Genomic DNA, 26,044 nt, shown 5'->3' with positions numbered 1-26,044 from the left:
GCATCACGGTACAGGCTGGCCCGGTCAGCGATCCGCGGCACTCCCCCGAACGACGCAGGACCTGCTGTTCTCCCAGCCCCACCCGTCACCGTCCGGATCGGAGGCGCTGCCGTTCACGCAGTACGGGTAACCGTTGGGAGCCGTACCGCCCGTGCTGCCGTCGCCACCACTGTCCGCGGCGCCGCCGGGCACCACACACGAGCGGTCGTTCTCCCAGCCCCACCCGTCACCGTCCGGGTCCGAGGCGCTGCCGTTCACGCAGTACGGGTAACCGTTGGGAGCCGTACCGCCCGTGCTGCCGTCGTCACCGCCGCCGTACACCGTGGCGGTCTCGGACGTTTCGACGATGCCGTTGCTCCCGTTGAAGAAGCGGTCGCCCCAGCTGGTCAGCGAGTTCGGGTCGAAGCCGTTGACCATGTCGAGGTACTCGACCCCGCTGCCGTTGCCGCTCCAGGACCAGCCGATGTAGCCGACGCCGAGGGACTGGGCCGTCGCCATGATGGCGTCCTCGTCGGGGTTGCCGTCGCTGTGCTGGTCGCCGAACTCGCCGACGACGATGGGCAGTCCGTTGCCGACAAAGGCGTTGAGGTAGTCCCGCACCTCGGTCGCGGTGTCGTAGACCCCGTACATGTGGATCGAGAAGATGGTGTTGCGGTCAGGATCGGACGCGAAGACCGAAGCCGCGTTGTTCCGCATCGTGCCGGACCAGTCCTGGCCCCAGTTGGGGGCGTCGACCATCAGGGCGTGGCCGATGCCGGCGCCGCGGAGCTTGGCGATGGCCGCCTTGGTCGCGTCGGTCCACGCCGTGTAATTCGTGTTGCCGAAGGGCTCGTTGCCGATGTTGACGACGACGTAGTCCTCCTGGCCCTCCAGCGCGCTCTTCACGCTGATCCAGTAGTCGGCCGCCTGGTCCAGGCTGGTCGCGGCGCCGTCCTCGCCGTAGCCGGTGGTGTCGTGCACCTCCAGGACGCAGATGACCTTGTTGGCCTTGCACTGGCCGATGAGCGTGGACACCTCGGACGCGCTCGTCTTCGTCCAGCGGCCGCCGCTGCCCAGCACGACGCGGACGGTGTTGGCGCCCTTGGCCGCGATGTCGGCGATGGAGCCGGTCTGCTCGGGGTACCAGGTGTAGGCGTGGTTGACCCCGCGCATGACGAACGCGCTGCCGTCGCCCTCGACGACGCGTCCGTCGCTGACGTGGATGCCCGCGGCCGCCGCCTCCGCCCGCCCGACGAACGGCCCGGCGAGCGAGAGCAGCAGCCCGAGAACGGCGGCGAAGGCCGCCCCCGCGGTGGTGAGCAGCGTGCTTCTTGGCTTTCGCATGTGTCTCCTCGGATGGGTCAGACGGAATGACAACGATGTCGGGCGACGGCGGACGCCACCCGCGGCGAGTCCGCCTTGAAGGGCGTCGGGTTGCAGGGAGCACACCGGACGAGTAATGCCGACTGACGGTGAGGCGGCCGGAAGAGGACCGCGCCGCTCAGCGCCACCATGAGGCACCGAATGTTCCATCCATGTCAATAGACGATTCAAGATTCGCTTCAGCGAGCCGAACACTCCGAAAAATCTAAACCGCTAAACCCGCTGGGCAGCACCAACAAGGTCTGACTCCAGGGCTGTCAACGAGCGGAAGAGCGTCCCGCGCAACTGGTTGACAGTCGCGCCAGGCGGCTCTACGGTCCCACTCTGATTAACCGGTACATGCGAACTTCGGGGCGTCAACTATACCGGTTCAATAACAGGAGGCCGAGTGTCCGCGAAAGCCGTTCGGCCGCAGTTAACGTACGACCGTGGACCTACTTCAACCGATCATCAAGCCGTACGCATGGGGCTCGCCAACTCGGACAACGTGCTGCGCGCGGGGCTGACCGCCAAGGAGGTGAACGTGCCCGAGCTGCTGCGGGTCACCGACCCGGCGGTGCGGGTGCCGGTGGTCACCCCGAGAAGCGTCCCGGGGCCGGGGCCCACCTGGCTGTACGACTGCCCGGTGGCGGAGTTCGCCCTCTACCGCACCGAGCTCGACGGCTCCGGCGGGCCCGTCGCGCCCACGGCCGGCCCTCGCATCGCCTTCTGCGTGGACGGATCGGTCCGGCTGCGCACCGGGACGGGCGGCACCGAGCCGCTGCGCATCGGCCCCGGCGACTCCTGCTTCCTCTCCGCCTCGGACGAGGACGTCCGGGTCGAGGGCAGCGGCACCCTGTTCGTGGCCGCCGTGGGCTCGATTGCCAACAGGCGCGGCGCGGCCGCCTAGGGCCTCCAGTCCATTTCCATTCTTTGACAACGTTGTCGCACCCGTGGTCGCCTCAACGGGGGCGACTGGAGAAAGGACCGTATCGGTGTACGCCGCCCTGGACATCGGAGGGACCAAGATCGCGGGAGCCCTGGTGGACGAACGGGGAACCGTCGTCCACCGCGCCGAGCTCCCCACGCCCGCCCGGGAGTCCGCCCCACGCATGGCACGGACCGTCGACGCCGTGATCGATGCCCTGTCGACCGCTCCGGCCTGGGGCACGGTGCGTGGTGTGGGGATCGCCAGCGCGGGCCCCGTCGACACGGCGGCCGGCACGGTGAGCCCGGTGAACATCCCCGCCTGGCGGGACTTCCCGCTCGTCGCGAGCGTGCGCGACCATCCGATGCTCTTCGCCGGCCTCGAGCCGGTCCTGCTCGGGGACGCGGTGGCCATGGCCGCCGCCGAGCACTGGCTCGGTGCCGCGCGGGGCGTCGCCAACGCCCTGTGCATGGTGGTCTCCACCGGCGTCGGCGGCGGATACATCCTGAACGGCCGGCTCCACCCCGGCCCCTCGGGGAACGCCGGGCACATAGGACACATCTCCGTCGGCATCGACGGACCGCCCTGCGCCTGCGGGGCGCGCGGCTGCGTCGAGGGGTACGCCAGCGGGACGGCCATCGCCCGCTACGCCGCACGGACGGGCTGGTCACCTGGGCCGGACTCGTCAGTCACCGCCGCCGCGGTCGCCGCCTCCGCACGCGAGGGCGACGAACGGGCCCTGGCCGCCTACGACCGTTCGGCCCGAGCGCTGGCCGCCGCGATCGCCGGCAGCGCGACCCTGCTGGAGATCGAGGTCGCGGTCATCGGCGGCGGTGTCGCACAGGCGGGCGAGACGCTGTTCACCCCGCTGCGCCGCCACCTGCGCGCCTTCGCGGTGCTCGACTTCGTACGTGACCTCGAAGTGCGTCCCGCCGCTCTGGCGCGGGACGCCGGACTCATCGGTGCCGCGGCGGCCGCCCGGCAGCGACTCCTCGAATGGGGCGAAGCGGCTTCGTCGGTCGCCCACTGACGTCGATTCCGGTGCGGTACCACGGGCACGGGCAGGCAACCTCGTGTCCGTAGGGGCGCGGCATGGCGCCGCGCCCCTCAGCCGTCCGTGCCCGCCACCTCTACGCGGGAGGCGGGGCGGTGGACGCCCGTGGTACTAGTGACGGTGTCGCGACCGGCAGGGACGTCACGTCATGGCCCGCCAGCACCTCGAACAGCACCCGTGCGACCTGTGCGCCGAAGCCGTGCACGTCGTGGCTCATCGCCGAGAGGGTCGGATGCGTCAGCCGGCAGAGCTGGGAGTCGTCCCACGCCAGCAGTGACACGTCGTCCGGCACGGAGACGCCCATCTCGGCGGCGACGCCCAGTCCGGCGACCGCCATGATGTCGTTGTCGTAGAGGATCGCCGTGGGCCGCTCGGCGGACAGCAGCAGGGAACGGGTGGCGCGCGCGCCGTCCTCCCCCGAGAAGCCCGTCTCGACGTGCGGCCCGCGCTCCAGGCCGAGTTCGGTCATGGTCTGCTCGAACGCGGTCGTACGGATGGCGCTGTGCCCGAGCCCCCGGGGACCGCCCACGTGCGCGATGCGCCGGTGCCCCAGCACCGCCAGATAGCGCACCGCCTCGGCGACGGCGGCGGCGTCATCGGTCCACACCGACGGGAACCCGCCGGTGAGGGACGGGTGGCCGACCGCCACGGCCGGGAGGCCGATGCGCCGCAGCGGGGCGATCCGTGGGTCCTCGCCATGGAAGTCGACGAGGATCGAGCCTCCTACCTGCCGCGCCCGCCACCAGCGTTCCTGGAGCCCGATCTCCTCCTCCAGCGAGCCGACCAGGCGCAGCAGCAACGAGCAGTCGCGCTCGGCCAGCACGCTCTCGATGCCGGAGACGAACTCCATGTAGAACGGCTCCAGGCCGAGCAGCCGGGCGGGCCGGCAGATCGCCAGGCCCACGGTGTCGACGGACTGGCGCGACAGGCTGCGGGCCGAGCTGTTCGGGGCCCAGCCCAGCCGGCGGGCCGCCGCGAAGATCCGCTCCCGGGTGGCGTCGGAGACCCCCGGCTTGTCGTTGAACGCCAGGGACACGGCTCCCTTGGACACGCCGGCGGCCGCGGCGACGTCCTTGATCGTGACGCGTACGGACGGTGCGCTCACGCCGGTTCCACGCAGAACAGTGCCGCTCGCACGGCGTTGGCCCTGGTGTCGGTCGCACCCGTGACCCGCAGGCGGAGCTGCTCGCCGGGGAGCAGAGTGCGCAGTCCGGTGTCGCAGACCGCGTCCGGTCCGAGCCGGTCGGCCTGCAACAGGAGGTCGCGTACGAGGGTGTGTGCGGTTACCACGACCTCGACACTACCCGTCCCGGCACCCAGCGGGGACTCCACGACCACGTCGTAGTGCGGGACCGGGTAGGCGAACTCGCGGTCCGTGACGGGCAGGTGCACGCTGCGCAGGTCGTCGATGTCGGCGACCAGGAATTCCTTGGCCGACCGCGGGTCGGGGACCAGGTCCTGCGGCACGGTGTGCCGGTGCACCGTGCGGGCGGCGACGGTCACGTCGAGCACGTGCTGGGCCACCTCGGTGCCGTCCGCCCGCAGGCGGCGCAGGATCACGCGTGCCTGCCAGGGCTCGGCGGACTGGTTGACGACGGCGAGCACGGGGGCGCCGTCGCCGTCGCCGTCGCCCGGCTGGAGGGTGAGGAGGCGGTCCGCGTAGACCCGGCGCAGCTCGTGGTACAGGGGCTTGAGCCGTCCGTCGCCGTCGATGGCCGCCCAGGAGCTGACCGGCCAGCAGTCGTTGATCTGCCAGACGACGGTGCCGGCGCACACGGGCCAGTGGGAGCGCCAGTGCTCGATGCCGGCGGCGATCGCGCGGGCCTGCACGACCTGGGTGAGGTAGTGCCAGCGGTCGAAGTCGTCCTCGGGGAGCCCGAAGTGGCGTTCCACTCCCCGGTTCAGTTTGCCGTTGCCGTCCTCCGCCTTCTGGTGGTGCAGCATGCCGGGAGAGTCGGGCGCGAGGCGCTCGCCGGGCAGCGCGCGCCGCAGGGTCGCCATCGCGGGCGGCGCCTGCCAGCCGAACTCCGACACGAAGCGGGGCACCGAGTCGCGGTACTCGGCGTAGTCCCGGCGGTTCCAGACCTCCCAGGAGTGATACGTGCCGTGGGCCGGGTCGTTGGGGTGGTGGTCCCAGGAGCCCGACCAGGGGCTGCCGGCGGAGTAGGGGCGGGTGGGGTCGAGTTCGGCGACGATGCGCGGGAGCAGGTCCAGGTAGTAGCCGCCGCCCCAGGAGTCGCCGCGCAGCTCGGGCTCCCAGTCCCAGTCGCGGAAGCCCCAGAGGTTCTCGTTGTTGCCGTTCCACAGCACGAGCGAGGCGTGGGGCATCAGCCGGACAACGTTGTCGCGCGCCTCGGCCTCGACCTCCCCGCGCAGCGGCTGCTCCTCGGGGTAGGCGGCGCAGGCGAAGAGGAAGTCCTGCCAGACCATGAGGCCCAGTTCGTCGCAGGCGTCGTAGAAGGCGTCGTCCTCGTAGATTCCGCCGCCCCAGATCCGCACCAGGTCCACGCCGGCGTCGGCCGTCTGACGCAACCGGGTGCGGTAGCGCTCGGGTGTGATGCGGGAGGGGAAGACGTCGTCGGGGATCCAGTTGACCCCTCGTGCGAATATCCGTACGCCATTGACGACGAGGGTGAACCGGGTGCCGTGCTCGTCCGCGGAGCGGTCCAGTTCCACGGTCCGGAAGCCGATGCGTCGGTGCCAGGAGTCGAGGGGCCGCTCTTCGGCGCCGGGACCGGTGGCTTCCTCGACGAGTACGACTTCCAGGTCGTGAAGCGGCTGGTCGCCGTAGCCGCGGGGCCACCACAGGGCGGCGTCGGGCACCTCCAGCGTCAGCACGGCGTGGGTCCCCTCCACCGTGCCGCGCGCCTCGGCGAGGCCGTCCCCGACGGCGGCACGCACGGCGAGCGGGCGGGCCGTCCCCTGCGCGGTCCGCTCGACATCGACGCGTACCTCGACGCGGCCCGTGCCGTCGTGCACGGACACCAAAGGGCGCACCTCGGCCAGCCGGGCCGTCGACCAGCGCTCCAGCCGGGCCGGGCGCCACATGCCGGCGGTCACCAGGGTCGGACCCCAGTCCCAGCCGAAGCTGCAGGCCATCTTGCGGATGTACTGGAACGGCTCCGGGTAGACGTTGGGGCGCTCCCCCGTCAGTGCCCGCACCGAGGCCGCCTCGTCGTAGGCGGAGGCGAAGTCCACCTCCAGGCGCCCGTGGCGACCGGTGACGTCGAAGCGGTAACGCCGGTGCATGTTCCTGGTGCGGCCCAGTTCCCGCCCGGCCAGGGTGATGGTCGCGGCGGTGTCGAGCCCGTCGAAGACCAGGTCGGTCCGCTCGTGCTCCTCCCCGGTGGTGTCGGTGGCCGACAGGTCGCGGACGTAGGTCCAGGCCCGCTGTCCGACCCAGGCCACGTCGAGTTCGTTGGCGCCGAGGAAGGGGTCCGGGATCAGGCCGGCCGTGAGCAGATCGGTGTGGACGCAGCCGGGGACCTGGGCGGGCAGCAGGTTGTCGCTGTGGCTCAGGCTCCAGCCCTCGGCGAGCGGGAAGACTTCCTTCATGTACGGCTCCTTCGGCGGGACGGGCCCGGTGTCGTATGCAACGCGGTTCAACCTAACCCCACAGAAGTGAACCGGTCTAGCCCTCAATCCCTGACGGGAGCCCTCACTGCGCCACAGTTGGGACAAGGATTACTCGATCCTGCCTCTCACCTCAGGTAACGATTAAGTATCGCGAGCGTTTGGGAAGCTTTACCGGTTCACGTGTGACTGACATAGTCGCCGTCAACCACCACCGGAGCCCGAGCCGTGATCCTTGGAAAGGAGCTGGGCACATGGGGAAGAGGACGCTGAGCGTCGCACTGCTTGCCACCGCGATGCTGACCGTTGCGGGGTGCAGCGGAGGGGGAAGCGCGGACGCCGGCGAGACCGCCGCCGCGCCGGTGAACCCGGACGGCGTCTCGGGGGACATCACCGTGCTCACCAATCGCACCGACCTCGTCGAGGACGGGACGATGAAGAAGTACGCCGCCGAGTTCAACAAGACCTACCCCGACGTGAAGGTCGAGTTCGAGGGCCTCACCGACTACGAGGGGGAGGTGAAGATCCGCATGAACACGGAGGACTACGGTGACGTCCTGCTGATCCCGTCGGCGGTCGCCAAGGGCGACTACCCCAAGTTCTTCGCACCGCTCGGTGAGACCTCGGCGATGAAGCCCACCTACCGCTTCACCGACAAGACCGACGTCGGCGGCAAGACGTACGGCATCGCCACCTTCGGCACCGCCAACGGCCTGGTCTACAACAAGGCACTGTGGAAGAAGGCCGGGGTCACCGACTGGCCGACGACCCCCGAGCAGTTCCTCGACGACCTCGAGGCGATCAAGGACAAGACCGGGGCGACCCCGTACTACACGAACTTCAAGGACGGCTGGCCGCTCGAGAGCCCCTGGACCAACAGTGTCGGCTCCGTCAGCTGCGACACCCAGGGCCACAACAAGCTCGCCGACATGGACAAGCCGTGGGCCGAGGGCAACGACCTCAACGCCCTCGACACCCTGCTCCACGACATCGTCCACGAGAAGCTGTCGGAGAAGGACCCGGCCACCACCAACTGGGAGAGCTCCAAGACCCTCCTGGCCAAGGGCGAGGTGGGCAGCATGGTGCTCGGTTCCTGGGCCGTCAACCAGATGCGGGACGCGGCCGAGAAGGCCGGCCAGAACCCCGACGACATCGGCTTCATGCCCCTCCCGTTCCAGAAGGACGGCACGTTCTGCTCCACCCTGGTCTCGGACTACCAGCAGGCCGTCAACATCCACTCCGACCACAAGGAAGCCGCACGGGCGTGGATCGACTGGTTCACCGAGAAGTCCGGGTACGCGGCCAAGGAGGGCGCCGTCTCCGCCCTGAAGTCCCAGGGGATGCCGGAGACGCTCAAGGACTACGTTGACAACGATGTCAAGATGATTGAGCGCTCCGCGGCACGGACGGCCGAGGTGGACGCCATAGACAACGCCTCCGAGATCGGACTCAACAAGCCCGACTACCGCAAGAAGCTCATCGACATCGCCCGCGGCGCCGTCGACGGATCACTCGAGGGCTACTTCGACGACCTGAACAAGCGCTGGTCCGAGGCCAGGCAGACCGTCGGCTCCTGACCCCGGCCCCGCCTGAACCCAGCACCCGCCGGGTCCCCTCCCCGCTTCCCCGGAGAACGGGACCCGGCACCCAGTGCCCTCAGCGGACGACGAAAGGCCCTGGCTCCGCAATGACCCGAACCGCTTCCACCGCTTCACCACCCGCCCCGGCCGCCGGGCCGGGCCCCACCGGCAAGCAACGTTCCCGGCATCGCGCGGGTGCCGGCGCCTCGTGGCGCGACCTGCCGATGCGCAAGATCACGCCGTGGCTGTTCCTGCTGGCTCCCCTCGCCCTGCTGATCACGTTCACGTACGTGCCGGTGGGCAACATGATCTACTACAGCTTCACCGACTGGGACGGCATCAGCCCCGACCGCAACTACGTCGGTGCGGACAACTACACCGAGATCTTCACCCGCCCCGAGCTGTTCCGGGTGTTCGCGGTGAGCCTCTACTACCTTGCGGCGTCCGTCGTGCAGATCGTCATCGCCCTGTACTTCGCCGCCGTCCTCAGCTTCGACCTGCGCTTCAGGAACCTGTTCAAGGGCATCCTGTTCTTCCCGTACCTGATCAACGGCGTCGCGATCGGCTTCGTCTTCCTGTACTTCTTCCAGGACGGCGGCACGCTCGACTCGGTCCTGTCCTGGTTCGGCGTCGGCACCGACCACGCCTGGCTGGGCAGTCCCGAGTCGGCCAACACCTCCATGGCCGGCGTGTCCGTGTGGCGCTTCACCGGCCTGAACTTCGTGCTGTTCCTCGGCGCGATCCAGTCGATCCCCGGCGAGCTCTACGAGGCCGCCCAACTGGACGGCGCCGGCCGCTGGAAGCAGTTCCGGCACATCATCGCGCCGAGCATCCGGCCGGTGCTGGGCCTGAGCGTCATCCTGGCGATCTCCGGCTCCCTCTCCGTCTTCGAAATCCCGTACATCATGACCGGCGGTGCGACGGAGACCTCGACGTTCGTCATCCAGACGGTGAAGTTCGCCTTCCAGTTCAACAAGACCGGCCTGGCATCGGCCTGCGCCGTGGTGCTGCTGGTGATCATTCTGCTGATCACCTGGATCCAGCGCCGCCTCGTGCCCGACGAGAAGGTGGACCTCGTATGACCATCACCGCCCCTGCCCGGGGCCGGTCCCGCCGCCGGCCGCGCATCAGCACCGCCCTGACGTACCTGTCGCTGGTCGTAGCCTCACTCGTGGTGCTGCTGCCACTCGCCGTGATCTTCCTGACCTCGCTGAAGTCCTACGGGGAGATCTCCGACGGCCAGGGCGCCCTGGCGCTGCCGGACGACTGGCTCAACTTCTCCAACTACGCCACGGCCTTCAACGACGGCCACATGCTGCAGGCCTTCGGCAACACGGCCTTCATCCTGCTGTTCTCCATCACCGGCACCGTGATCATCGGCTCGATGACCGCCTACGCCATCGACCGCTTCGACTTCCGCTTCAAGAAGCTCGTCATGGCCTCGTTCCTGATCGCCACGCTGGTGCCGGCCGTGACGACACAGGTCGCCACCTTCCAGGTCGTCAACAGCTTCGGGCTGTTCAACACCCGGTGGGCGCCGATCCTCCTGTACATGGGCACCGACATCGTGGCCATCTACATCTTCCTGCAGTTCATCCGCGGAATCCCCAGGTCCCTCGACGAGGCCGCGCGGCTCGACGGCGCCAACTCCTTCACCATCTACCGGAAGATCATCTTCCCTTTGCTGAAGCCGGCCATCGCCACGGTGGTCATCATCAAGGGCATCACCACGTACAACGACTTCTACATCCCGTTCCTCTACATGCCCAAGGAGGATCTCGGGACCATGTCAACGGCCCTGTTCCGGTTCAAGGGGCCGTTCGGGGCGCACTGGGAGTACATCTCCGCCGGTGCCGTGCTCGTCATCGTGCCGACCTTGGTGATCTTCCTGTTCCTCCAGCGGTACATCTACAACGGCTTCGCACAAGGAGCCACCAAGTAGTGAGGGGCCCAGCGCTCACGCCCCCCGCAGCGGGTTGGCCAGCGGCCGGTACCGCGCGTCGGCCCCGTCCGCGCCCGTCCAACGGAGCAGGAGGTTCGTCTTCGCCGGGAGGGTGGGCGAGGTGAGGAGGGCCGGGATCTCCGGCAGGTCGGTGTGGCGGGCCAGGGCCCGGCGGGCGGCGGGCCAGGGGTCGAGGCCGGGGTGGTGCTCGGCCAGGGCGGCGGCGATCTCCACGAGGTGGTTGACGACGAGGCAGTACACCAGCCGTTCCCAGCCGGCCGCCCGCGAGGTGTCCGGCCGCAGCTTGACGCCCTCGGCGTCGCGGAAGAGGGCCTGCACCGGTGTGCCCGTGGCGTCGTCCACGGCGACCAGGGTGTTCTGCAGGTGCGCCTCCAGGACGACGCCGTCCTCGGCGAAGGCCGTCAGGACGGGCGGGACGACGGCCGCGAGGTACGCCTCCCACCAGGCCGCCGGGTCGCCGGCGGCCGCCAGGGGGCTGCCCTCGAAGCCCTCCACGAGCGCGGCGGCGAGCAACGGGGTGGCGCCCGGCAGGACGCGGCCCCGCAGTCCGTCGCGGACGACGACGGCCAGTTCCTCGAAGGCGAAGCCCGCCGTGCGGTAGCCGCGGTCGGCGAGCCAGACGGCCGGTGGGCCGATGGCGTCGAAGGCCTCGGTGACGGCGGTGTCGGTGCGGCGCAGTTTCAGCAGGTCGTGGCGCCACAGGCGGCGGATGTCGTTGGTGATGCGTACGTCGAGGCTGAACTTGAGGAAGAGGTCTGGGTCGGGGGCGTACACCGTGCGGATCGCGGCCGTCGGCCAGACGAAGCCGCCGGTCGTGCCGAGGCGGATCAGGCGGCCGTCGGCGAAGGCGGGGGCGAGGGTGCCCGCGGTCAGGTCGAGTTGCCAGGGGTGGGCCGGGAGCAGCCGGTAGCCGGGCGGGGCCTCGGCCAGGGCATCGAGGGCGGCGGTGTCGCCCTCCTCGACGACCGTGTCCTCGCGCACGGCGAGCAGGGTCAGCGGGAAGCGGGCGTGCGCCTCGGGCGCGTACGGCAGCCAGCCGGCGCGCGGGCCCCCGCCGCGCGCCTTGGGGGCCGGGTGGTGGGTGTGGCCGGTGAGAAGGGCCTGTTCGGAGCGGAGGTAGGGGTCCTGGGGCGGGGTGGCGCGGGCGCGGGCCGTGAGCAGGGCGGCCACCGTGTCGCGGCTGTCGGTGATCTCGGTGGGCAGTTCGTGGTTGGGCAGGCCGGTGTGGTGGCGCAGTTCCTCGGCGACGAGTTTGACCAGTTCGGGATGGCCGAGCCGTTGCCAGCCGCCCGCCGCCGTGCCGACCTCCGGCTCGGCGGGGCGGCGGCCCGCGCGCACCCGCAGCAGTCGGCCGCCGGGCAGCCGGTACACCGGCCGGGGGCCGGGGTTCGGCAGGGGTTCGGCCACCTCGCGCAGCAGGCAGTTGAGCAGCGGCACCATCGCGTAGGCGTCGGCCGATTCGGCAACGCCCGGGCGGGCGGCGGCGTCGACGCCGGTGGGCGGGGGCAGGAAATCCACGCGTTCCACTCGTTCCCTACGGTCTGTCCATGGCGGAGAGGCGGAGACGATCAGTATGTCTGTCGTGATGTCCGTCGTCGTCCCTGTGCCGTGACCTCCTACTCGTGCCCGACTCGTACCCGGTTCGTACCCGAGGAGCCCGCCCGTGCATCGTCCCCCCACCGCGGAGACCGAGGTCGCCGACGAGCTGGCCGTCGTCCGTCCCGGTCTCCTGCCCGAGTTCACGGCCGGGCTGCCCGGCGCCCGCGCGGCCGTGCTGACCCGGCTGTGGCGCGCGTTCGCCCATGAACCGCTGCCGTGGGTCGCGGGCCGGGACGCCGTGCGCGACGGGCTCGTCCTGCGCCTGCGGGACGGCCGCCGGCTGGCCGGTCCGGCCGCCGACCCGTACCGGACCGACGCGTACGTCCGCGGCGTACACCTCGACGACGTGCCCTACGACGATCCGGCGCGGCTGACGACGAACCTCGCCGTGCCGCACTCGGCGGGGTTCGCGGCGGAACTCGGGCACAGTGTGGCGTCGTTGGCGCTGTCGCGGACGGCCCCGGAGAATCACCCGGACGAGTGGCCGGAGTGTGACTGGTCCTGGGAGCAGCGAGTGGTGGACGGGCATCCCTATCACCCCAACTGCCGTTCCCGTCCGGGTTTCTCGGTGGCGGACCAGCTCGCGTACGGGCCCGAGCACCGGCCGGTGGTGGGGCTGGGTCTGGTGCCCGTGCCGGCCTCCGCGTGCCTGGTGACGGGGATGTGGCCGGCGCACCTGCGGGACGGGGCGGAGGTGCTGATCCCGGTGCATCCGTGGCAGGCGGCGCACGTGCTGAAGCGGCCGTGCGAGGAACGGATCGCCGCGCATCCGCTGATGTCCCTGCGTACGCTCGCCGTGCCCGGCGGGCCCCACGTCAAGACGGCGCTCAGTGCCCGGCTCACCTCCTCCGTGCGGGACATCTCGGTCGCATCGATCGCCGCGTCGGCGACCCTGTCGGCCTTCGGGGAGGATCTGGCGGCGCGTACGGACGGCCTGCTCCACATGACCCGCACCCTGGGGGCGGCCACCGCCCACTCCCCCGACCTGGCCGCCGTACTGCGTGAGTCGCCGGAGGTGTACGCGAGCGGTGGCGAGCGCGTCGTTCCGGTGGCCGCCCTCGCCACCACCGGGCTGCCCCGCCGCCCCGGCTGGCCGGCCGCCTTCGCCCGGCTCGCGCTCACCGTCGGACTGCGCGCCCTGGAGCTGGGCGTGGCCCTGGAGGCTCACGGCCAGAATCTGCTGGTGGTGCTGGACCGGGCGGGCGAGCCCCTGCGGCTGGTCTATCGCGACCTCGCCGACATCAGGGTGAGTCCGGCACGCCTGGCCCGGCACGGCGTCCCGGTCCCCGAACTGCCGCCGCGCATGGTCACGGACGACCCGGTGGTGCTGCGCCGCAAGCTGTTCGGTTCGCTGGTGGGTGGTGCGCTGGCGGCGACCGTGGGCTCGGGTCCGGCGCTGCGGGAGGCGCTGGCGGGGGCCGTGCGCGAACTGCCGCGCACACCGGACGTCGTGGCGCTGTGCGAGGAGCCGCTGCCGGTCAAGGCGCTGACGCTGATGCGCACTTCGCCGGAGAACGGCGGGGACCGCTGGGCCCGGCTGCCCAATCCGCTGCACTGGGGGTGAAGTCGGGGCGTCCGAGCGGTCTCGTTTTGGAACCCGGCACCACTGATCAATAAGATCCGCCGATGATCACAAGAACACGGCTGGCGGCGGGTGCCTGTGCCCTGCTCGCCGCGCTGACGGCGGGGCTCGCGTTCCCGTCCGGCGCGGCCGCCGGTGAACCCACGGGCGAGGACGCGCCGAAGGTAAATCTGGTGCTCGACGTCAGTGGTTCGATGCGGACCCGGGACATCGACGGCGGGACGCGGATGGCCGCGGCCAAGCAGGCGTTCAACGAGGTGCTCGACGCCACGCCCGAGGAGGTGCAACTGGGCATCCGGACGCTGGGCGCCGACTACCCGGGCGACGACCGCAAGCGGGGCTGCAAGGACACCGCGCAGCTCTACCCGGTGGGCCCGCTGGACCGCACCGAGGCCAAGACGGCGGTCGCGACCCTGTCGCCCACCGGCTGGACGCCGATCGGTCCCGCGCTGCTCGCGGCGGCCGACGATCTCGAGGGCGGCGACGGTTCCAAGCGGATCGTGCTGATCAGTGACGGCGAGGACACCTGCGCCCCGCTCGACCCGTGCGAGGTGGCGCGCGAGATCGCCGCCAAGGGCATCGGGCTGACCATCGACACGCTCGGTCTGGTCCCCAACGCCAAGATGCGGCAGCAGCTCAGCTGCATCGCGGAGGCGACCGGCGGGACGTACACCTCCGTCGAGCACACCGACGAACTCACCGACCGGGTCAACCAGTTGGTGGACCGGGCGGCCGACCCCGTGGTGACGCCGGTGGCCACCGAGGGCGGCGACTCGTGCGCGAAGGCGCCGACGCTGGTGTCGGGGCTGTACACCGACCGCGAGGAGTTCGGTCAGCAGCGCTGGTACCGGGTGGACGTGCTGCCCGGACAGGAGCTGCGCGCCTCGGTGAGCGTCGGCGCGGACCGTGCCGTCAATCCGTCCCACGGCGTGCTGCTGCGGGCGGTGACGGTGCACGGCCGGGAGATCGTGCGCGGTGAGGCGGCGGGCAACGGCCGTACGGACGTGATCTCGACCGGTCTGCGGTATCCGAAGGCGGAGAGCGACGAGGCGGACGGGGACAAGCCGGCGGCCGAGGCCGTGTGCCTCCAGGTCACCAACTCCTTCTCCGTCGCCTCCGGTGTGAAGACGACGCCGGGGCTGCCGCTGGAGCTGACCGTCGACGTCGTGGACGGTCCGGGCGACGCCGACGACGTGGCCTCTTTCGGTCTCGGGCGCGGCTGGTGGCTGCTCGGCGTGCTGGTGCTCGTCGGCTTCCTCGCCGGTCTGCTGTGGGGCTGGCTGTCGCGCTGGCGGTTCGCGGTCTGGAGGGCCAACTGATGAGTGCTGTACGAACTTTGAGTGCCGCGGTCCTGCTGCTGGGCCTCGCCGCGTCGCCGGCGGCGGCCGACTCCTCGCCCTCCGCGAGCCCCTCCGGGGACGGTGACGCGCCGACGACGGCGGGCACCTCCTTCCGGACGGCGACCGAGATCGAGCAGGGGCAGCGGGCGACCGCGAACGGTGCCGCCGGTGACTACCTGTACTGGTCGTTCCCGGCCGACGCCGGCCAGCGTCCCACGGTGCGGGCCACGGTGAAGCTGCCGGAGACGCACGCGGCCCAGACCTGGCGGGTCGACGTGTACGACGGTCTGCGCCGGCGCCAGGCCTGCCAGTGGGGCGCCCAGACCCGCACCGCGGCGGCGGACGCCTCCTCCGTGGAGCTGGCCTGCGTGCTGCGCACCGTCCGCGCCTGGTCCGAGCCGTGGGCGAACGACCCGCTGCCGGGCACGTACTACGTCCGGCTGACGGCCGTGGACCTGCCCACCGCCGACCTCGGTGCCCGGGTGGGCGCCGAGATCGAGGTCGGCTCGAAGGACATGGGCGGCGCGGCGGCGGTGGACGGTTCGCTGTCCGAGCCGCTGGTGCCGGGCGTCGCGATGAAGTCCGGTGCGGACGAGGGCGAGGAGGACCGCGGCGCGGTGCTGTCCGCGATCGAGCCCGAGGACGGCTGGTCCTCCGGCTGGTGGTCCGACCGGTGGGTGTGGACCGGGATCGGTGGTGTGCTGGCCGCGCTCGCGGGCGTCGGCGGGTACGCGCTGACCCGCGGGTCGGGGCGGCCGTCGCGGGTGCCGCCGGGGGCCTGAACGACCCCTGAACGATACGGAAGGCCCGCCGGAAAGCGGGCCTTCCGCCGTCTCACGCCTCCCTGAGCGCCTTCGCCGCCGTTCCCTCACCGGCCACATCGACACGGCCCTCGTGCACCGCGTCCCGCAGGCTCAACTCCCCGCGACACACGGACGCGCAGGTTCCGGCGTCCATGACGAGCCGTGCGTCGGGCTCCCCGGGCGCGGGACCGTCGCCGTACACGGGCCCGTCCGCCCCGTCCCCGGCGCAGAGGTGGAAGGTCCCCTCCTCCAGCCGGACTTCGACGACCCCCTCCCCCGCCCCGGCCTCCCGCAGCGCCCGCCGCAGGGGCAGCGCGGACCAGTGCGCCCGTACGGCGTCCGTGGGCCGCCGCTCCCCCAGTTCACGAGCGCCCCAAGCGCCGAGGGCCTCCAGCACCGGCAGCAACTCGCTGCCGCGCTCGGTGAGTTCGTAGACGTAGGCGGCTCCCGGCGGGGGCAGCCGGCGCCGGGTCGTCAGACCCTCGCGCTCCATGTCCTTCAGCCGTGAGGCGAGTACGTCCGTGCTGACGCCGGGCAGGTCGGCGTGCAGGTCGGTGTAGCGCCGCGGACCGGCCAGCAGCTCGCGGACGATCAGCAGGGTCCAGCGGTCGCCGACGGCGTCGAGGGCGCGGGCGGCGGAACAGTACTGGTCGTAGCTTCGGCGAGGACGAGGTGACATGCGACGCAGTGTAGACAAGTTGTTGGACTTTCCAAGCTCCTACTTGGTAAAACCAAGCAACACCAGATTCCGGAGGGGTAGCGGCGCATGGAGTTCCGGCAGTCGAACAAGCTCAGCGAGGTCTGTTACGAGATCCGCGGCCCGGTCATCGAGCACGCCGACGCGCTGGAGGAGGCCGGACACAGCGTGCTGCGCCTGAACACCGGCAACCCGGCGGTCTTCGGCTTCGAGGCGCCGGAGGAGATCCTCCAGGACATGATCCGGATGCTGCCGCAAGCGCACGGCTACACCGACTCCCGGGGCATCCTCTCCGCCCGCCGGGCCGTCGCCCAGCGCTACCAGGCGCTCGGCCTGGAGGTGGACGTGGACGACGTCTTCCTCGGCAACGGCGTGTCCGAGCTGGTCTCCATGGCCGTACAGGCGCTGCTGGAGGACGGCGACGAGGTACTGATCCCCGCCCCCGACTTCCCCCTCTGGACGGCGGTGACCACCCTCGCGGGCGGCAAGGCGGTCCACTACCTGTGCGACGAGCAGGCGGAGTGGTACCCGGACCTGGCCGACATGGAGTCGAAGATCACCGACCGCACCAAGGCGGTCGTCATCATCAACCCCAACAACCCCACCGGCGCGGTCTACCCCAAGGAGATCGTCGAGGGCATCCTCGACCTCGCCCGCCGGCACGGTCTGATGGTCTTCGCCGACGAGATCTACGACCAGATCCTCTACGACGACGCCGTCCACCACTCGGCCGCCGCCCTCGCCCCCGACCTGGTGGTCCTCACCTTCTGCGGCCTGTCCAAGACGTACCGGGTGGCGGGCTTCCGCTCCGGCTGGCTGGTGGTCACGGGCCCGAAGCAGCACGCGAAGGACTACCTGGAGGGCCTGACCATGCTGGCCTCCATGCGGCTGTGCGCCAACGCGCCCGCCCAGTACGCCATCCAGGCGGCACTCGGCGGCCGGCAGTCCATCCGCGAACTGACCGCGCCTGGCGGGCGCCTGCGCGAACAGCGGGACGTCGCCTGGGAGAAGCTGAACGAGATCCCGGGCGTGTCCTGCGTGAAGCCGAAGGGCGCGCTGTACGCCTTCCCGCGCATCGACCCGAAGGTGCACGCGATCCACGACGACGAGCGCTTCGTCCTGGACCTGCTGCTGCGCGAGAAGATCCAGGTCGTCCAGGGCACGGGCTTCAACTGGCCGAGCCCCGACCACTTCCGCATCCTGACGCTGCCCCACGCGGAGGACCTGGAGGCGGCCATCGGGCGGATCGGGCGGTTCCTGGGCGGGTACCGGCAGTAGGAGGAGCGACCCCCGCCGTAGCCTGGGGCCATGGGTGATCTCTTTCTGGTCCGGCACGGTGAGACCGAGTGGTCGCGGTCCGGGCGGCACACCGGGCTGACGGACGTCCCGCTGACCGAGCACGGGCGGGAGCAGGCGCGGAGTCTGGTGCCGTTGATCCGGTCGCACCGCGTCGGGGCCGCGTTCGTCAGCCCCTTCCAGCGGGCCCGGGAGACCGCCGAGCTGATCGGGCTGCGGGGCGAGGTGCGTGTCGATCCGGACCTGCACGAGTGGGACTACGGCGGGTACGAGGGGATCACGACGGTCGAGATCCACCGGAGCCGGCCGGACTGGTTCCTGTTCACGGACGGGGTCGCCCCCGGGCCGCCGGAGCATCCAGGGGAGACACCCGAGCAGGTCGGCGAGCGGGCCGACCGGGTGCTGGCCAGGGCGGAGGCCGCGTTCGCCAACACCGAGGGGTGCGTGGTGCTCGTGGCGCACGGGCACTTCCTGCGGGTGCTGACCGCGCGGTACCTGGGGCTGCCGCCGTCCGACGGCGCCCTGTTCCAGCTGGGCACGGGGACGCTGTGCCGGCTGGGCACGGAGCACGCGCGTCCGGTGATCGCCGCCTGGAATGTCAGACCCCCGTCGTAGCCTTCTGAGGTGTGGGCCCCAGGGGAGGAGGACGCCGTGGCACTGTCGCCGACCGCCGCGCAGCGGCGTGTCATCGCCGCCGCCGACCCCGTGACCGGGCGGCTGAAGGGCACGGAGGCGCAGCTCGCGGCGCTGGTCAAGCGGGGGCTGGCCTTCCGGCATCCGCGTCCGCCGCACGATCACTTCCTCACCCCGGCGGGGCACCGGATACGGGAGGACCCGGCCAGGGAAGAGGCGCCTTCGGGCGACGAGCCGCCCTCGTCGGACGCCGGCGGGGTGTTCGCCGCGCGGGTCGGCGGCGAGGACCCCGCTCCGGCGGGCGGTCCGGCGCGGCTGCGGGAGGTGCTCAGCGCCTGGCAGGGGCTGCTGGAGCTGCGCCGGATGACGCATTCCGACGGGGCGACGGACCGGCCGTGCGGGTGGGAGCGTACGCATCTCGTGCCGGCCGCCGCGCTCGCCCTGGAGGCCGCCGGGTGTCGTCCGGCCGGGCCCGACGGCGGTGACGGTTACCGGGTGCGCGCGACGCCGCAGCCCGAGGCCGTCGCCGTGTACGAGCCCGACGGCACCGCGCTGCGGGCCTGCGCGGCGACGCTGGAGCGGGCGGGCTGGCAGGTCGGGGAGCACACCGAGCCGCGCACGAGGGCCCGTTACCTGCTGGCCTCCCCGCGAAAGGTGTGAGGCCCGCGTGTCAGGATCGGCCGGTCAGTTCGTGCAGTTCGTGTGTGAGGAGAGGCAGCAGCCGTGAGCGAACCGTTCTCCGTGCCCGTGACCGTCCGCGGGTACGAGACCGACACACAGGGCCATCTGAACCAGTCCGTGTACCTGAACTACGCGGAGCACGCCCGCTGGTCGCTGCTCCAGGCCGCGGGAATCCGCCAGGCCGACCTCGTGGCCCGGGGCGTGGGCCCGGTGGCCCTGGAGACGACGATCCGCTTCCGGCGGGAGTTGCTCGCGGGTGACGAGGTCGAGGTGACCTGCGCCTTCGAGTGGGGCGAGGGCAAGACGTTCCGGATCGTCCAGGTCATCCGCAAGACGGACGGCACGGTGGCCGCCGAGGTCGAGGGGGTCGGCGGGCTGATGGACCTGCGGGAGCGCAGACTGCTGCCGGAACCGGGGCGCCGGTTCAAGGACTTGGCGACGGATCCAGGGCTGTTCGAGCTCTGATCCCGGACGGTGCGACTCGCGACGGAGAGGTTCTGATGGGTTATCCGTTCCAAGCTGCCGACGGGTCGAGGTTGCTCTGGGATCCGGCGCTCAAGGTGGGGCAGGCCTACGTGGCCCTCGCCCGGGAAGCCGGTGAACTGCACGGCATTTCCACGGGCTTGACCGAGAGCGAGCGACTCGGTGGGAGTGTCGTGGACCTCCCGGTGTTCCAGCAGTTCACCCAGGGGCTGTACGACAGATACTGCTCCACGAACAACTTCGTCCTGCACGATCTCCTGCGCGGGCTCCTGCTGCCCTCGGTCGTCATGCTCGAGAAGGGCGACGGCTCGATCACCCGGACCCCCGAGAGTGAGGACGGTCTGCTGGAAGACCTGGACTCCTACGTGCGTGCCATGTGGACGGACTGAGCCGGCCTTCGTGCGGACTCCGGACCGGTCCCCGGGACGTGTGCTGGCCGGCGCCTCTGGTCGAGGCGCCGGCCCGGTTAACGCCCGGGGTTCGCCCGGTGCCCGCCTCACGGGGTGGCCGGGGCCCGGGTGGCCTCGGTGATCTCCTCGCCCGCCTCCATGGGGTGGGTCACGTCCTCCGCCTCGCGCTTGCGTCCGCCGATGTGGTTGAAGACCAGGTTGAGCAGGACGGCGACGACGCAGCCGGTCGAGATGCCCGAGTCCAGGATGATCTTCGCGTTCTCCGGGAACGCGTGGTAGAACTCCGGCTCCGCGATCGGGATGATGCCGACGGCCAGGGAGACCGCCACGATCAGGACGTTGTTGTCCTTGTCCAGGCTCGCCCGGACCAGGGTCTGGATGCCGCTGGCCGCGACGGAGCCGAAGAGGACGATGCCCGCGCCGCCGAGTACGGGACGGGGTACCACGGCGATGAGCGAGGCGGCCATCGGACACAGACCCATCAGCACCAGGAACCCGCCGCCCGCGGCGACGACGTAGCGGCTGCGGATCTTGGTCATCGCGACCAGGCCGATGTTCTGGGCGAAGGCGCTGCACATGAAGCCGTTGAAGAGCGGGCTGATCGCCGAGCCGAGGGTGTCGGCGCGCAGGCCGGCCGCGATGGTCTTCTCGTCGGCCTTGCGGTCCACGATCTCACCGAGGGCGAGCATGTCGGCGGTGGACTCGGTCATCGAGACCACCATCACCACGCACATCGACAGGATCGCGGCGAGCTGGAACTGCGGGGCGCCGAAGTGGAACGGGGTCGGGAAGCCCACGACGCTCGCGTCCGCGACCGGCCCGAAGTCCGTGACGCCGAACGGGATCGCGATGAGCGTGCCCGCGACCAGGCCGAGCAGCACGGCGATCTGCTTGACGAAGCCCCGGGTGAAGCGGCGCAGGACGAGGACGATGACCAGGGTGATGGCGGCCAGGCCCAGGTTGGTCGAGGAGCCGAAGTCGTCGGCCTCGGGGCTCGGTCCCTGTGCCCAGCCGAAGGCGACGGGCAGCAGGGACACGCCTATGAGGGTGATGACGGTGCCGGTGACGACCGGCGGGAAGAAGCGGATCGCCTTGCTGAAGAAGGGCGCCGCGAAGAAGCCTAGGAGTCCGGCGACGATGACGGCGCCGAAGATGATCGGCAGCGCGTCGGACTTGTCCTCGGTGGAGGCGACGATCGCGGTCATGGGGGCGACACCGGCGAAGGTGACGCCGTTGACGAAGGGCAGCCGGGCACCGATCTTCCAGATGCCGAGCGTCTGCAGGAAGGTGGCGAGGCCCGCGGTGAACAGGCAGGCGCCGGTGAGGAAGGTCAGTTCGGTCGCGGTCAGGCCGATGGCCGCACCGACGATCAGGGGTGGAGCGACGACTCCGGCGTACATGGCGGCCACGTGCTGCAGGCCGGTCGTCGCCATTTTCAGTGGCGGGAGTTTCTCGTCAACAGGGTGGTCGGCCACGGCGGCGTTCCTCCGGTCGGTTACACGTCGGCATTGACGCGGGTGTCAGGGAGGTGGTGCGGGCGGTCGTGCGGGACCGGGACGGACCCCGTTCGGGGAAACGGGAACCGCTCCGGGGGCGTGCGTATGGGACGCACGCCCCGGAGACGGCCGCCATGGGCCCCGCTCGGGTCCATGGCTACCGGCCGGGAGCCGTCCCTCCCGGCCGGAGATCAAGTGGTGTTCGGTTCTTCGGTGTTCTGGTGTTCAGGTCTTCAGGTCTTCAGGTCTGCGGTGCTCAGGTCTGCGGTGCTCAGGTCTGTGCGGCGATCGTCGCCAGCCGTCGCGCCTCGTCCCGGGTGGAGCGGGCCACGGCGTCCTCGTCGACCGTGAGCAGCCGGCCGTCCTCGACGATCCGGCGGCCGTTGACGAACGAGGCGGTGACCGGCGCCGGAGCGCCGAAGACCAGGGCGGTCACCGGGTCGGCGATCGAGGAGTGGGCGAGCGTGTCCATCCGCCACAGCACCAGGTCCGCGAGCTTGCCGGCCTCCAGCGAGCCGGTCTCGGCGGCGCGGCCCAGCACCTGGGCCCCGCCGTACGTGCCCAGCCGCAGCGCCTTGCGGGCGTTCAGCGCGGCCTCGCGGTGGGCGCCGAGGCGGTTGACCAGCAGGGCGCCTCGCAGTTCGGTGTGGAGTTCGCCCGACTCGTTGGAGGCGGTGCCGTCGACGCCGAGGCCGACCGGGACGCCGGCGGCGAGCATGTCGGGGACCCGGGCGATGCCCGCGGCCAGGCGGGCGTTGGAGGACGGGCAGTGGGCGACGCCGGTCCTCGTGCGGGCGAAGGCGGCGATGTCGGAGTCGGTCATGTGGACGCAGTGCGCCATCCACACGTCCTCGCCGAGCCAGCCGGTGGACTCGAAGTAGTCGGTCGGGCCCATGCCGAACAGCTCGTGGCAGAACTTCTCCTCCTCCACGGTCTCCGACCCGTGGGTGTGCAGCCGCACGCCCAGCCGACGCGCCAACTCGGCCCCCTGGCGCATCAGTTCGGTGGAGACGGAGAACGGCGAGCAGGGCGCCACGGCGATCTGCGTCATCGCGTCGAAGGAGGCGTCGTGGTGCTCCCGGACCGTGGCCTCGGTGGCGGCGAGCGCGTCGTCCAGGCTCTCCACCGCGAAGTCCGGCGGCAGCCCGCCGTCGGACTCGCCGCGGTCCATGGAGCCCCGGGCGAGGGTGAAGCGGACGCCCGTCTCGCGGGCGGCGCGGATGATCGCGCCGGACAGGTCACCGGCGCCCCGGGGGTGGATGTAGTGGTGGTCCGCGGCCGTGGTGACACCGCCCCGGGCCATCATCGCGAGCGACCCCTGGGCCGCCGCGTACGCCATCGGCTCGTCGATGCGCGCCCAGGTCGGGTAGAGCGCGACCAGCCAGTCGAACAGGTTGTGGTCGGTCGCCAGGCCTCGCGTGAGCCACTGGTAGAAGTGGTGGTGGGTGTTGACCAGGCCGGGCGTGACCAGGTGTCCGGTCGCGTCGATCCGGCGTACGACGTTCTCCAGGTCCTCGGGTGCCCGCCCCGCGCCGACCGCCTCGATCCGGTTGCCGGCGAGGACGACGTGGCCCGAGGCGTACTCGGTGTCGTCCGCGTCGACGGTCGCGATGGCGCAGTTCTCGATGACGATGCGATCGGGTGCCGTGGTGGCGGCGACGCGATCGGCTGCCGCTGATGCTGCCATGCTGCTTCCTTCTCTTTCGGTGCGGCCCGTGGGCGGGGAGTCGAGTACCCACGGGGAGGGCACGGCAGGACCCTAGGAGGATTTGAGTGCCGCGGCCGTGGGGCGGCCGCGGGTGCCGAGATGGTGGAAGAACAGGTTGAGCGTGACCGCGACGAGCGCGCCGGCGCTGATGCCGGAGCCGAGCACGGTCTGCGCCCAGGCGGGGAACTCGGCGTAGAAGGTCGGGGCGGCCAGCGGGATGATGCCCGCGCCGAGCGCCACGGCGACCAGGATGATGTTGGAGCTGTCGTCGAGCCCGGCCTCGGACAGCGTACGGATGCCGCTGACCGCGATCGAGCCGAAGAGGACGATGCCCGCGCCACCCAGGACCGGCATCGGCACCAGGGAGACCACGGCGCCGAGGACGGGGAAGGCGCCGAGGACCAGCAGGGTGGCGCCGGCGACGGCGACGACGTAGCGGCTGCGGACCCGGGTGAGGGAGACGACGCCGACGTTCTGCGCGAAGGCGGAGGTCGGGAAGCCGCCGAAGACGGGGCCGACCAGGGTGGCGAGGCCGTCGGTGCGCAGGCCGCGGGTGATGACCTTGGAGTCGGCGCGGCGGTCGCAGATCTCGCCGAGGGCGAGCATGCCGGCGGACGACTCGGTCATCAGGACCAGCATCACGATGCACAGCGACAGGATGGCGGCGGGCTGGAACTCGGGGGCGCCGAAGGCGAAGGGCGTGGGCAGCGCGGCGACCGGCGCGGACTCGATGCCGCTGAAGTCGGCCATGCCGAAGGGGATGGCGGCCAGGGTGCCGACCAACAGCCCGAGGAGCAGGGCGACTTGCTTGAGGAAGCCCTTGCCGAAGCGTTGGATGACGAGGATGACGCCGAGGGTGAAGGCGGCGAGCGCGAGGTTGCGCATCGAGCCGAAGTCGGCGGCGGCCTTGTCGCCGCCCTGGGCCCAGCCGACCGGGACCGGCATCAGCGTGACGCCGATGAGGGTGATGACCACACCGGTGACCAGGGGCGGGAAGAAGCGCAGCAGCCGCCCGAAGAACGGGCCGACGGCGAGGCAGAAGACACCGGCGACCATCACCGCGCCGTAGATGGCGGGGAGTTGGCTGCCCGGGCTGTTGGTCTCGGCGATCGCGAGGATGGGCGCGATGCCGGCCGAGGAGGCGGCGTTGACGAAGGGCAGGCGGTTGCCGACGAAGCCCTTGACGCCGATGGTCTGGATCAGGGTGGCGATGCCCGCGATGAGCAGGCTCGCCGCGATCAGCCGGGTGCGGCCCTCGATGTCGAGGCCGACGGCCTGGCCGATGATGAGCGGAGGAGTGACGACGCCCGCGTACATCGCGGCGATGTGCTGGAGCGCGGCGGGGACGAGCCGCGAGGGGTGGAGCTTCTCGTCGACCGGGTGCACGGACGTGACGGCGTCCTTCGTGTGCTCCGGTGACGGGGTGGAACTTGAGCCTTTCGCCGGCTCCGTTGCAGGCTGTGCCATGGTGTTCCCTCCGGTGTGGCGCGCCACCGGCCCGAGCGGCCGGGCCGGTGGCGCGCGTCCCGCGTCAGAGGTTGGTCATGTCGACCGGGATCAGCTGCTCGGCGCCGTCCCGCAGGATGGTGGCCTCGATCAGGCCGTAGGGGCGGTCGGCGGCGTAGTACACGGCGCCGTCCTTGGCCTCGTTGTCGATCCCGAACGGCGACAGGTCCGAGCGGAAGTGGTGCTTGTTGGGCATCGAGAAGCGGATCTCGTCGACCTCGTCGCGCGAGTTCAGCACCCGCACACCCATCTCGAAGAGGGTCTGCTGGAGCGAGTACGAGTAGGTCTCGGCGAAGGCCTGGAGCGCGTGCTTGCGCACCCCGTTGTACGAGCGGTCCCAGTCCGGGGCGTGCGAGTCGACGCCGTCCCAGTTGTGCCGCCACCAGGTGGAGACGGTGGTGGCGAGGATCCGGTCGTAGTCCTCCTTGAGGGTGGTGTACTTGTCCTTCAGGTAGCCGAAGAACTCGGAGTTGGTCGAGTTCAGGACGGTGAGGTCCTTGAACCCGGAGAGCACCTGGATGCCGTGGCCGTCGTAGGTGATCTCCGCGACGCGGGTCTCCTGGCCCGTGCGGACGAAGGAGTGGGCGATCTCCTCCGAGCCGACGAAGCGGGCGCCGCCCTTGGAGGTCTCGATCCGCTCCCAGCCGTACTCCTCGACGCGGATGCGGGCCCGGTGGATGGGCTCGTTGTTGTCGACGAAGTGGCGGGCGAGCTTGACGCCGAGGTCCTCGGCGCTCTCGATCCCGTGCTCCTTGGCGAAGGCGAACACCGTGTTCTTGGTGGTGTCGGTCGGCAGGACGTTCGCGTTGGACCCGCTGCGGTGGACCTCCTCCATGTCGCCGGAGAGGGCGACGGAGACGTTCAGGTCCTTGATGTGGTGCGTGTCGCCGTCACGCGTGATCTTGACGACGCGGTTCTCTGCCTTGCCGTACTGGTTCTGTCCCAGGACGAAACGGGTCATGATTCGGTCAGCTCCCTCGGTAAACGGAGTAGCCGAACGGGTTGAGCAGCAGCGGAACGTGGTAGTGCTCCCCGGGCACCACCGCGAAGGTGATGGTGACCTCGGGGAAGAACACCGGCCGGCCGTTCTCGCTGTCCCGGAGCGCGGGGGCGTCCTGCTGGGCCGCGGCTTCTTTCTTGGCGAAGTACGTCTCGGTGTCGAAGTCGAGCCGTACGTGTGTGGTGCCCTCCGGCAGGGCCGGGAGGTCCTTGCACCGGCCGTCGGCGTCGGTGGCGGAGCCGCCGAGCGTCTGCCAGTCCGCGTCGCTGCCCGAGCGGGCGGCGAGCTGGACGGCGACTGTCTCGGCGGGGCGGCCGACGCTGGTGTCCAGGATGTGCGTGGACACGGAGGCGGTGGTGCTGGTGCTCATG

23 protein-coding genes are annotated in these 26,044 nt (G+C 70.9%); 13 read left to right on the top strand and 10 right to left on the bottom strand.

What is annotated here, in order from left to right; translation table 11 throughout:
• Positions 1-24: 24 nt before the first annotated feature.
• The gene (locus tag KUM03_RS01320; RefSeq protein ID WP_217244997.1) at positions 25-1,323 is read right to left on the bottom strand and encodes a cellulase family glycosylhydrolase; all 1,299 of its coding nucleotides are present in this window, start codon (positions 1,321-1,323) and stop codon (positions 25-27) included.
• A 502-nt stretch (positions 1,324-1,825) separates the two neighbouring features.
• Here KUM03_RS01320 and KUM03_RS01315 point away from each other — a divergent pair.
• On the top strand, positions 1,826-2,251 hold the full coding sequence (locus KUM03_RS01315; protein ID WP_217244996.1) for a hypothetical protein: 426 nt from the start codon (positions 1,826-1,828) through the stop codon (positions 2,249-2,251).
• Between the two features lie 85 nt (positions 2,252-2,336).
• Positions 2,337-3,299 (top strand): ROK family protein, encoded by a 963-nt coding sequence (locus KUM03_RS01310; protein ID WP_217244994.1) that lies wholly within the window; start codon positions 2,337-2,339, stop codon positions 3,297-3,299.
• Between the two features lie 100 nt (positions 3,300-3,399).
• Here the strand turns inward: KUM03_RS01310 and KUM03_RS01305 are convergent, their stop codons facing one another.
• Together KUM03_RS01305 and KUM03_RS01300 are read right to left on the bottom strand one after the other, a co-directional pair.
• Entirely contained in the window at positions 3,400-4,428 is a 1,029-nt protein-coding gene (locus KUM03_RS01305) for a LacI family DNA-binding transcriptional regulator (RefSeq protein WP_217244992.1), read from the bottom strand.
• The gene (locus tag KUM03_RS01300) at positions 4,425-6,878 is read right to left on the bottom strand and encodes a glycoside hydrolase family 2 protein (RefSeq protein ID WP_217244990.1); all 2,454 of its coding nucleotides are present in this window, start codon (positions 6,876-6,878) and stop codon (positions 4,425-4,427) included. Before KUM03_RS01300 ends, KUM03_RS01305 begins: the two co-directional genes overlap by 4 nt.
• 272 nt (positions 6,879-7,150) lie before the next feature.
• Here KUM03_RS01300 and KUM03_RS01295 point away from each other — a divergent pair, with 272 nt between their 5' ends.
• The 3 genes from KUM03_RS01295 to KUM03_RS01285 all read left to right on the top strand — a co-directional run bounded on the left by KUM03_RS01295 (position 7,151) and on the right by KUM03_RS01285 (position 10,418).
• Positions 7,151-8,473, top strand: a complete 1,323-nt coding sequence (locus KUM03_RS01295; RefSeq protein WP_217244989.1) for an ABC transporter substrate-binding protein — start codon at positions 7,151-7,153, stop codon at positions 8,471-8,473.
• A 110-nt stretch (positions 8,474-8,583) separates the two neighbouring features.
• Positions 8,584-9,558, top strand: a complete 975-nt coding sequence (locus KUM03_RS01290; RefSeq protein ID WP_217244988.1) for a carbohydrate ABC transporter permease — start codon at positions 8,584-8,586, stop codon at positions 9,556-9,558.
• The gene (locus KUM03_RS01285) at positions 9,555-10,418 is read left to right on the top strand and encodes a carbohydrate ABC transporter permease (protein ID WP_217244987.1); all 864 of its coding nucleotides are present in this window, start codon (positions 9,555-9,557) and stop codon (positions 10,416-10,418) included. The genes KUM03_RS01290 and KUM03_RS01285 overlap by 4 nt, the downstream gene beginning before the upstream one ends.
• Positions 10,419-10,433: 15 nt before the next feature.
• Here the strand turns inward: KUM03_RS01285 and KUM03_RS01280 are convergent, their stop codons facing one another.
• Positions 10,434-11,966 carry an IucA/IucC family siderophore biosynthesis protein gene (locus tag KUM03_RS01280; protein WP_217244985.1) on the bottom strand — a complete coding sequence of 511 codons (1,533 nt, stop codon included), beginning with the start codon at positions 11,964-11,966 and terminating at the stop codon, positions 10,434-10,436.
• 136 nt (positions 11,967-12,102) lie between these two features.
• Between KUM03_RS01280 and KUM03_RS01275 the strand changes: the two genes are divergently transcribed.
• The 3 genes from KUM03_RS01275 (at position 12,103) to KUM03_RS01265 (ending at position 15,742) form a co-directional block, all read left to right on the top strand.
• Positions 12,103-13,602, top strand: a complete 1,500-nt coding sequence (locus KUM03_RS01275; RefSeq protein WP_217244983.1) for an IucA/IucC family protein — start codon at positions 12,103-12,105, stop codon at positions 13,600-13,602.
• A gap of 62 nt (positions 13,603-13,664) precedes the next feature.
• Entirely contained in the window at positions 13,665-14,939 is a 1,275-nt protein-coding gene (locus tag KUM03_RS01270) for a VWA domain-containing protein (RefSeq protein ID WP_217244982.1), read from the top strand.
• Positions 14,939-15,742, top strand: a complete 804-nt coding sequence (locus KUM03_RS01265; protein ID WP_217244980.1) for a hypothetical protein — start codon at positions 14,939-14,941, stop codon at positions 15,740-15,742. Before KUM03_RS01270 ends, KUM03_RS01265 begins: the two co-directional genes overlap by 1 nt.
• A gap of 52 nt (positions 15,743-15,794) precedes the next feature.
• Here the strand turns inward: KUM03_RS01265 and KUM03_RS01260 are convergent, their stop codons facing one another.
• Positions 15,795-16,442: a helix-turn-helix domain-containing protein gene (locus tag KUM03_RS01260; protein ID WP_217244978.1), complete on the bottom strand. Its 648-nt coding sequence runs from the start codon at positions 16,440-16,442 to the stop codon at positions 15,795-15,797.
• An 87-nt stretch (positions 16,443-16,529) separates the two neighbouring features.
• Between KUM03_RS01260 and KUM03_RS01255 the strand changes: the two genes are divergently transcribed.
• The 5 genes from KUM03_RS01255 (at position 16,530) to KUM03_RS01235 (ending at position 19,942) form a co-directional block, all read left to right on the top strand.
• Complete coding sequence (locus KUM03_RS01255; RefSeq protein ID WP_217244977.1) at positions 16,530-17,738, top strand: pyridoxal phosphate-dependent aminotransferase; 1,209 nt, start codon at positions 16,530-16,532, stop codon at positions 17,736-17,738.
• Between the two features lie 30 nt (positions 17,739-17,768).
• On the top strand, positions 17,769-18,371 hold the full coding sequence (locus KUM03_RS01250) for a histidine phosphatase family protein (RefSeq protein WP_217244975.1): 603 nt from the start codon (positions 17,769-17,771) through the stop codon (positions 18,369-18,371).
• A 36-nt stretch (positions 18,372-18,407) separates the two neighbouring features.
• The gene (locus KUM03_RS01245) at positions 18,408-19,049 is read left to right on the top strand and encodes a hypothetical protein (RefSeq protein WP_217244974.1); all 642 of its coding nucleotides are present in this window, start codon (positions 18,408-18,410) and stop codon (positions 19,047-19,049) included.
• Between the two features lie 63 nt (positions 19,050-19,112).
• Positions 19,113-19,535, top strand: a complete 423-nt coding sequence (locus tag KUM03_RS01240) for a thioesterase family protein (protein WP_217244973.1) — start codon at positions 19,113-19,115, stop codon at positions 19,533-19,535.
• Between the two features lie 35 nt (positions 19,536-19,570).
• Complete coding sequence (locus tag KUM03_RS01235) at positions 19,571-19,942, top strand: DUF6086 family protein (RefSeq protein WP_217244972.1); 372 nt, start codon at positions 19,571-19,573, stop codon at positions 19,940-19,942.
• Between the two features lie 107 nt (positions 19,943-20,049).
• On the opposite strand, the gene KUM03_RS01230 is transcribed toward KUM03_RS01235, so the two are convergent.
• The 5 genes from KUM03_RS01230 to uraH form a co-directional block, all read right to left on the bottom strand.
• Positions 20,050-21,438: a nucleobase:cation symporter-2 family protein gene (locus tag KUM03_RS01230; protein ID WP_217244971.1), complete on the bottom strand. Its 1,389-nt coding sequence runs from the start codon at positions 21,436-21,438 to the stop codon at positions 20,050-20,052.
• A gap of 292 nt (positions 21,439-21,730) precedes the next feature.
• Positions 21,731-23,146: an 8-oxoguanine deaminase gene (locus KUM03_RS01225; RefSeq protein ID WP_217244969.1), complete on the bottom strand. Its 1,416-nt coding sequence runs from the start codon at positions 23,144-23,146 to the stop codon at positions 21,731-21,733.
• 72 nt (positions 23,147-23,218) lie between these two features.
• Positions 23,219-24,634, bottom strand: coding sequence for a nucleobase:cation symporter-2 family protein (locus KUM03_RS01220; RefSeq protein WP_217244968.1), 1,416 nt, complete (start codon positions 24,632-24,634; stop codon positions 23,219-23,221).
• Positions 24,635-24,698: 64 nt separating this feature from the next.
• Positions 24,699-25,634, bottom strand: a complete 936-nt coding sequence (gene pucL / locus KUM03_RS01215; RefSeq protein WP_121749901.1) for a factor-independent urate hydroxylase — start codon at positions 25,632-25,634, stop codon at positions 24,699-24,701.
• A gap of 7 nt (positions 25,635-25,641) precedes the next feature.
• Positions 25,642-26,043 (bottom strand): hydroxyisourate hydrolase, encoded by a 402-nt coding sequence (uraH, locus tag KUM03_RS01210; RefSeq protein WP_217244967.1) that lies wholly within the window; start codon positions 26,041-26,043, stop codon positions 25,642-25,644.
• Position 26,044 lies beyond the last annotated feature (1 nt).

Origin of the sequence: Streptomyces sp. AC602_WCS936 (genome assembly GCF_019049125.1) — a bacterium.
In the GTDB taxonomy this organism is placed as follows: Bacteria; Actinomycetota; Actinomycetes; order Streptomycetales; family Streptomycetaceae; genus Streptomyces.
Note: the sequence above shows the minus strand (reverse complement) of the source record. Positions and strands in the feature narration are given on the sequence as shown.

What these genes read in the sequence shown, in the direction of transcription:
- KUM03_RS01320 (WP_217244997.1), bottom strand. Translation starts at nt 1,323, where the DNA reads ATGCGAAAGCCAAGAAGCACGCTGCTCACCACCGCGGGGGCGGCCTTC.
- KUM03_RS01315 (WP_217244996.1), top strand. Translation starts at nt 1,826, where the DNA reads ATGGGGCTCGCCAACTCGGACAACGTGCTGCGCGCGGGGCTGACCGCC.
- KUM03_RS01300 (WP_217244990.1), bottom strand. Translation starts at nt 6,878, where the DNA reads ATGAAGGAAGTCTTCCCGCTCGCCGAGGGCTGGAGCCTGAGCCACAGC.
- KUM03_RS01295 (WP_217244989.1), top strand. Translation starts at nt 7,151, where the DNA reads ATGGGGAAGAGGACGCTGAGCGTCGCACTGCTTGCCACCGCGATGCTG.
- KUM03_RS01290 (WP_217244988.1), top strand. Translation starts at nt 8,584, where the DNA reads ATGACCCGAACCGCTTCCACCGCTTCACCACCCGCCCCGGCCGCCGGG.
- KUM03_RS01285 (WP_217244987.1), top strand. Translation starts at nt 9,555, where the DNA reads ATGACCATCACCGCCCCTGCCCGGGGCCGGTCCCGCCGCCGGCCGCGC.
- KUM03_RS01270 (WP_217244982.1), top strand. Translation starts at nt 13,665, where the DNA reads ATGATCACAAGAACACGGCTGGCGGCGGGTGCCTGTGCCCTGCTCGCC.
- KUM03_RS01265 (WP_217244980.1), top strand. Translation starts at nt 14,939, where the DNA reads ATGAGTGCTGTACGAACTTTGAGTGCCGCGGTCCTGCTGCTGGGCCTC.
- KUM03_RS01260 (WP_217244978.1), bottom strand. Translation starts at nt 16,442, where the DNA reads ATGTCACCTCGTCCTCGCCGAAGCTACGACCAGTACTGTTCCGCCGCC.
- KUM03_RS01255 (WP_217244977.1), top strand. Translation starts at nt 16,530, where the DNA reads ATGGAGTTCCGGCAGTCGAACAAGCTCAGCGAGGTCTGTTACGAGATC.
- KUM03_RS01250 (WP_217244975.1), top strand. Translation starts at nt 17,769, where the DNA reads ATGGGTGATCTCTTTCTGGTCCGGCACGGTGAGACCGAGTGGTCGCGG.
- KUM03_RS01235 (WP_217244972.1), top strand. Translation starts at nt 19,571, where the DNA reads ATGGGTTATCCGTTCCAAGCTGCCGACGGGTCGAGGTTGCTCTGGGAT.
- KUM03_RS01225 (WP_217244969.1), bottom strand. Translation starts at nt 23,146, where the DNA reads ATGGCAGCATCAGCGGCAGCCGATCGCGTCGCCGCCACCACGGCACCC.
- KUM03_RS01220 (WP_217244968.1), bottom strand. Translation starts at nt 24,634, where the DNA reads ATGGCACAGCCTGCAACGGAGCCGGCGAAAGGCTCAAGTTCCACCCCG.
- pucL (WP_121749901.1), bottom strand. Translation starts at nt 25,634, where the DNA reads ATGACCCGTTTCGTCCTGGGACAGAACCAGTACGGCAAGGCAGAGAAC.
- uraH (WP_217244967.1), bottom strand. Translation starts at nt 26,043, where the DNA reads ATGAGCACCAGCACCACCGCCTCCGTGTCCACGCACATCCTGGACACC.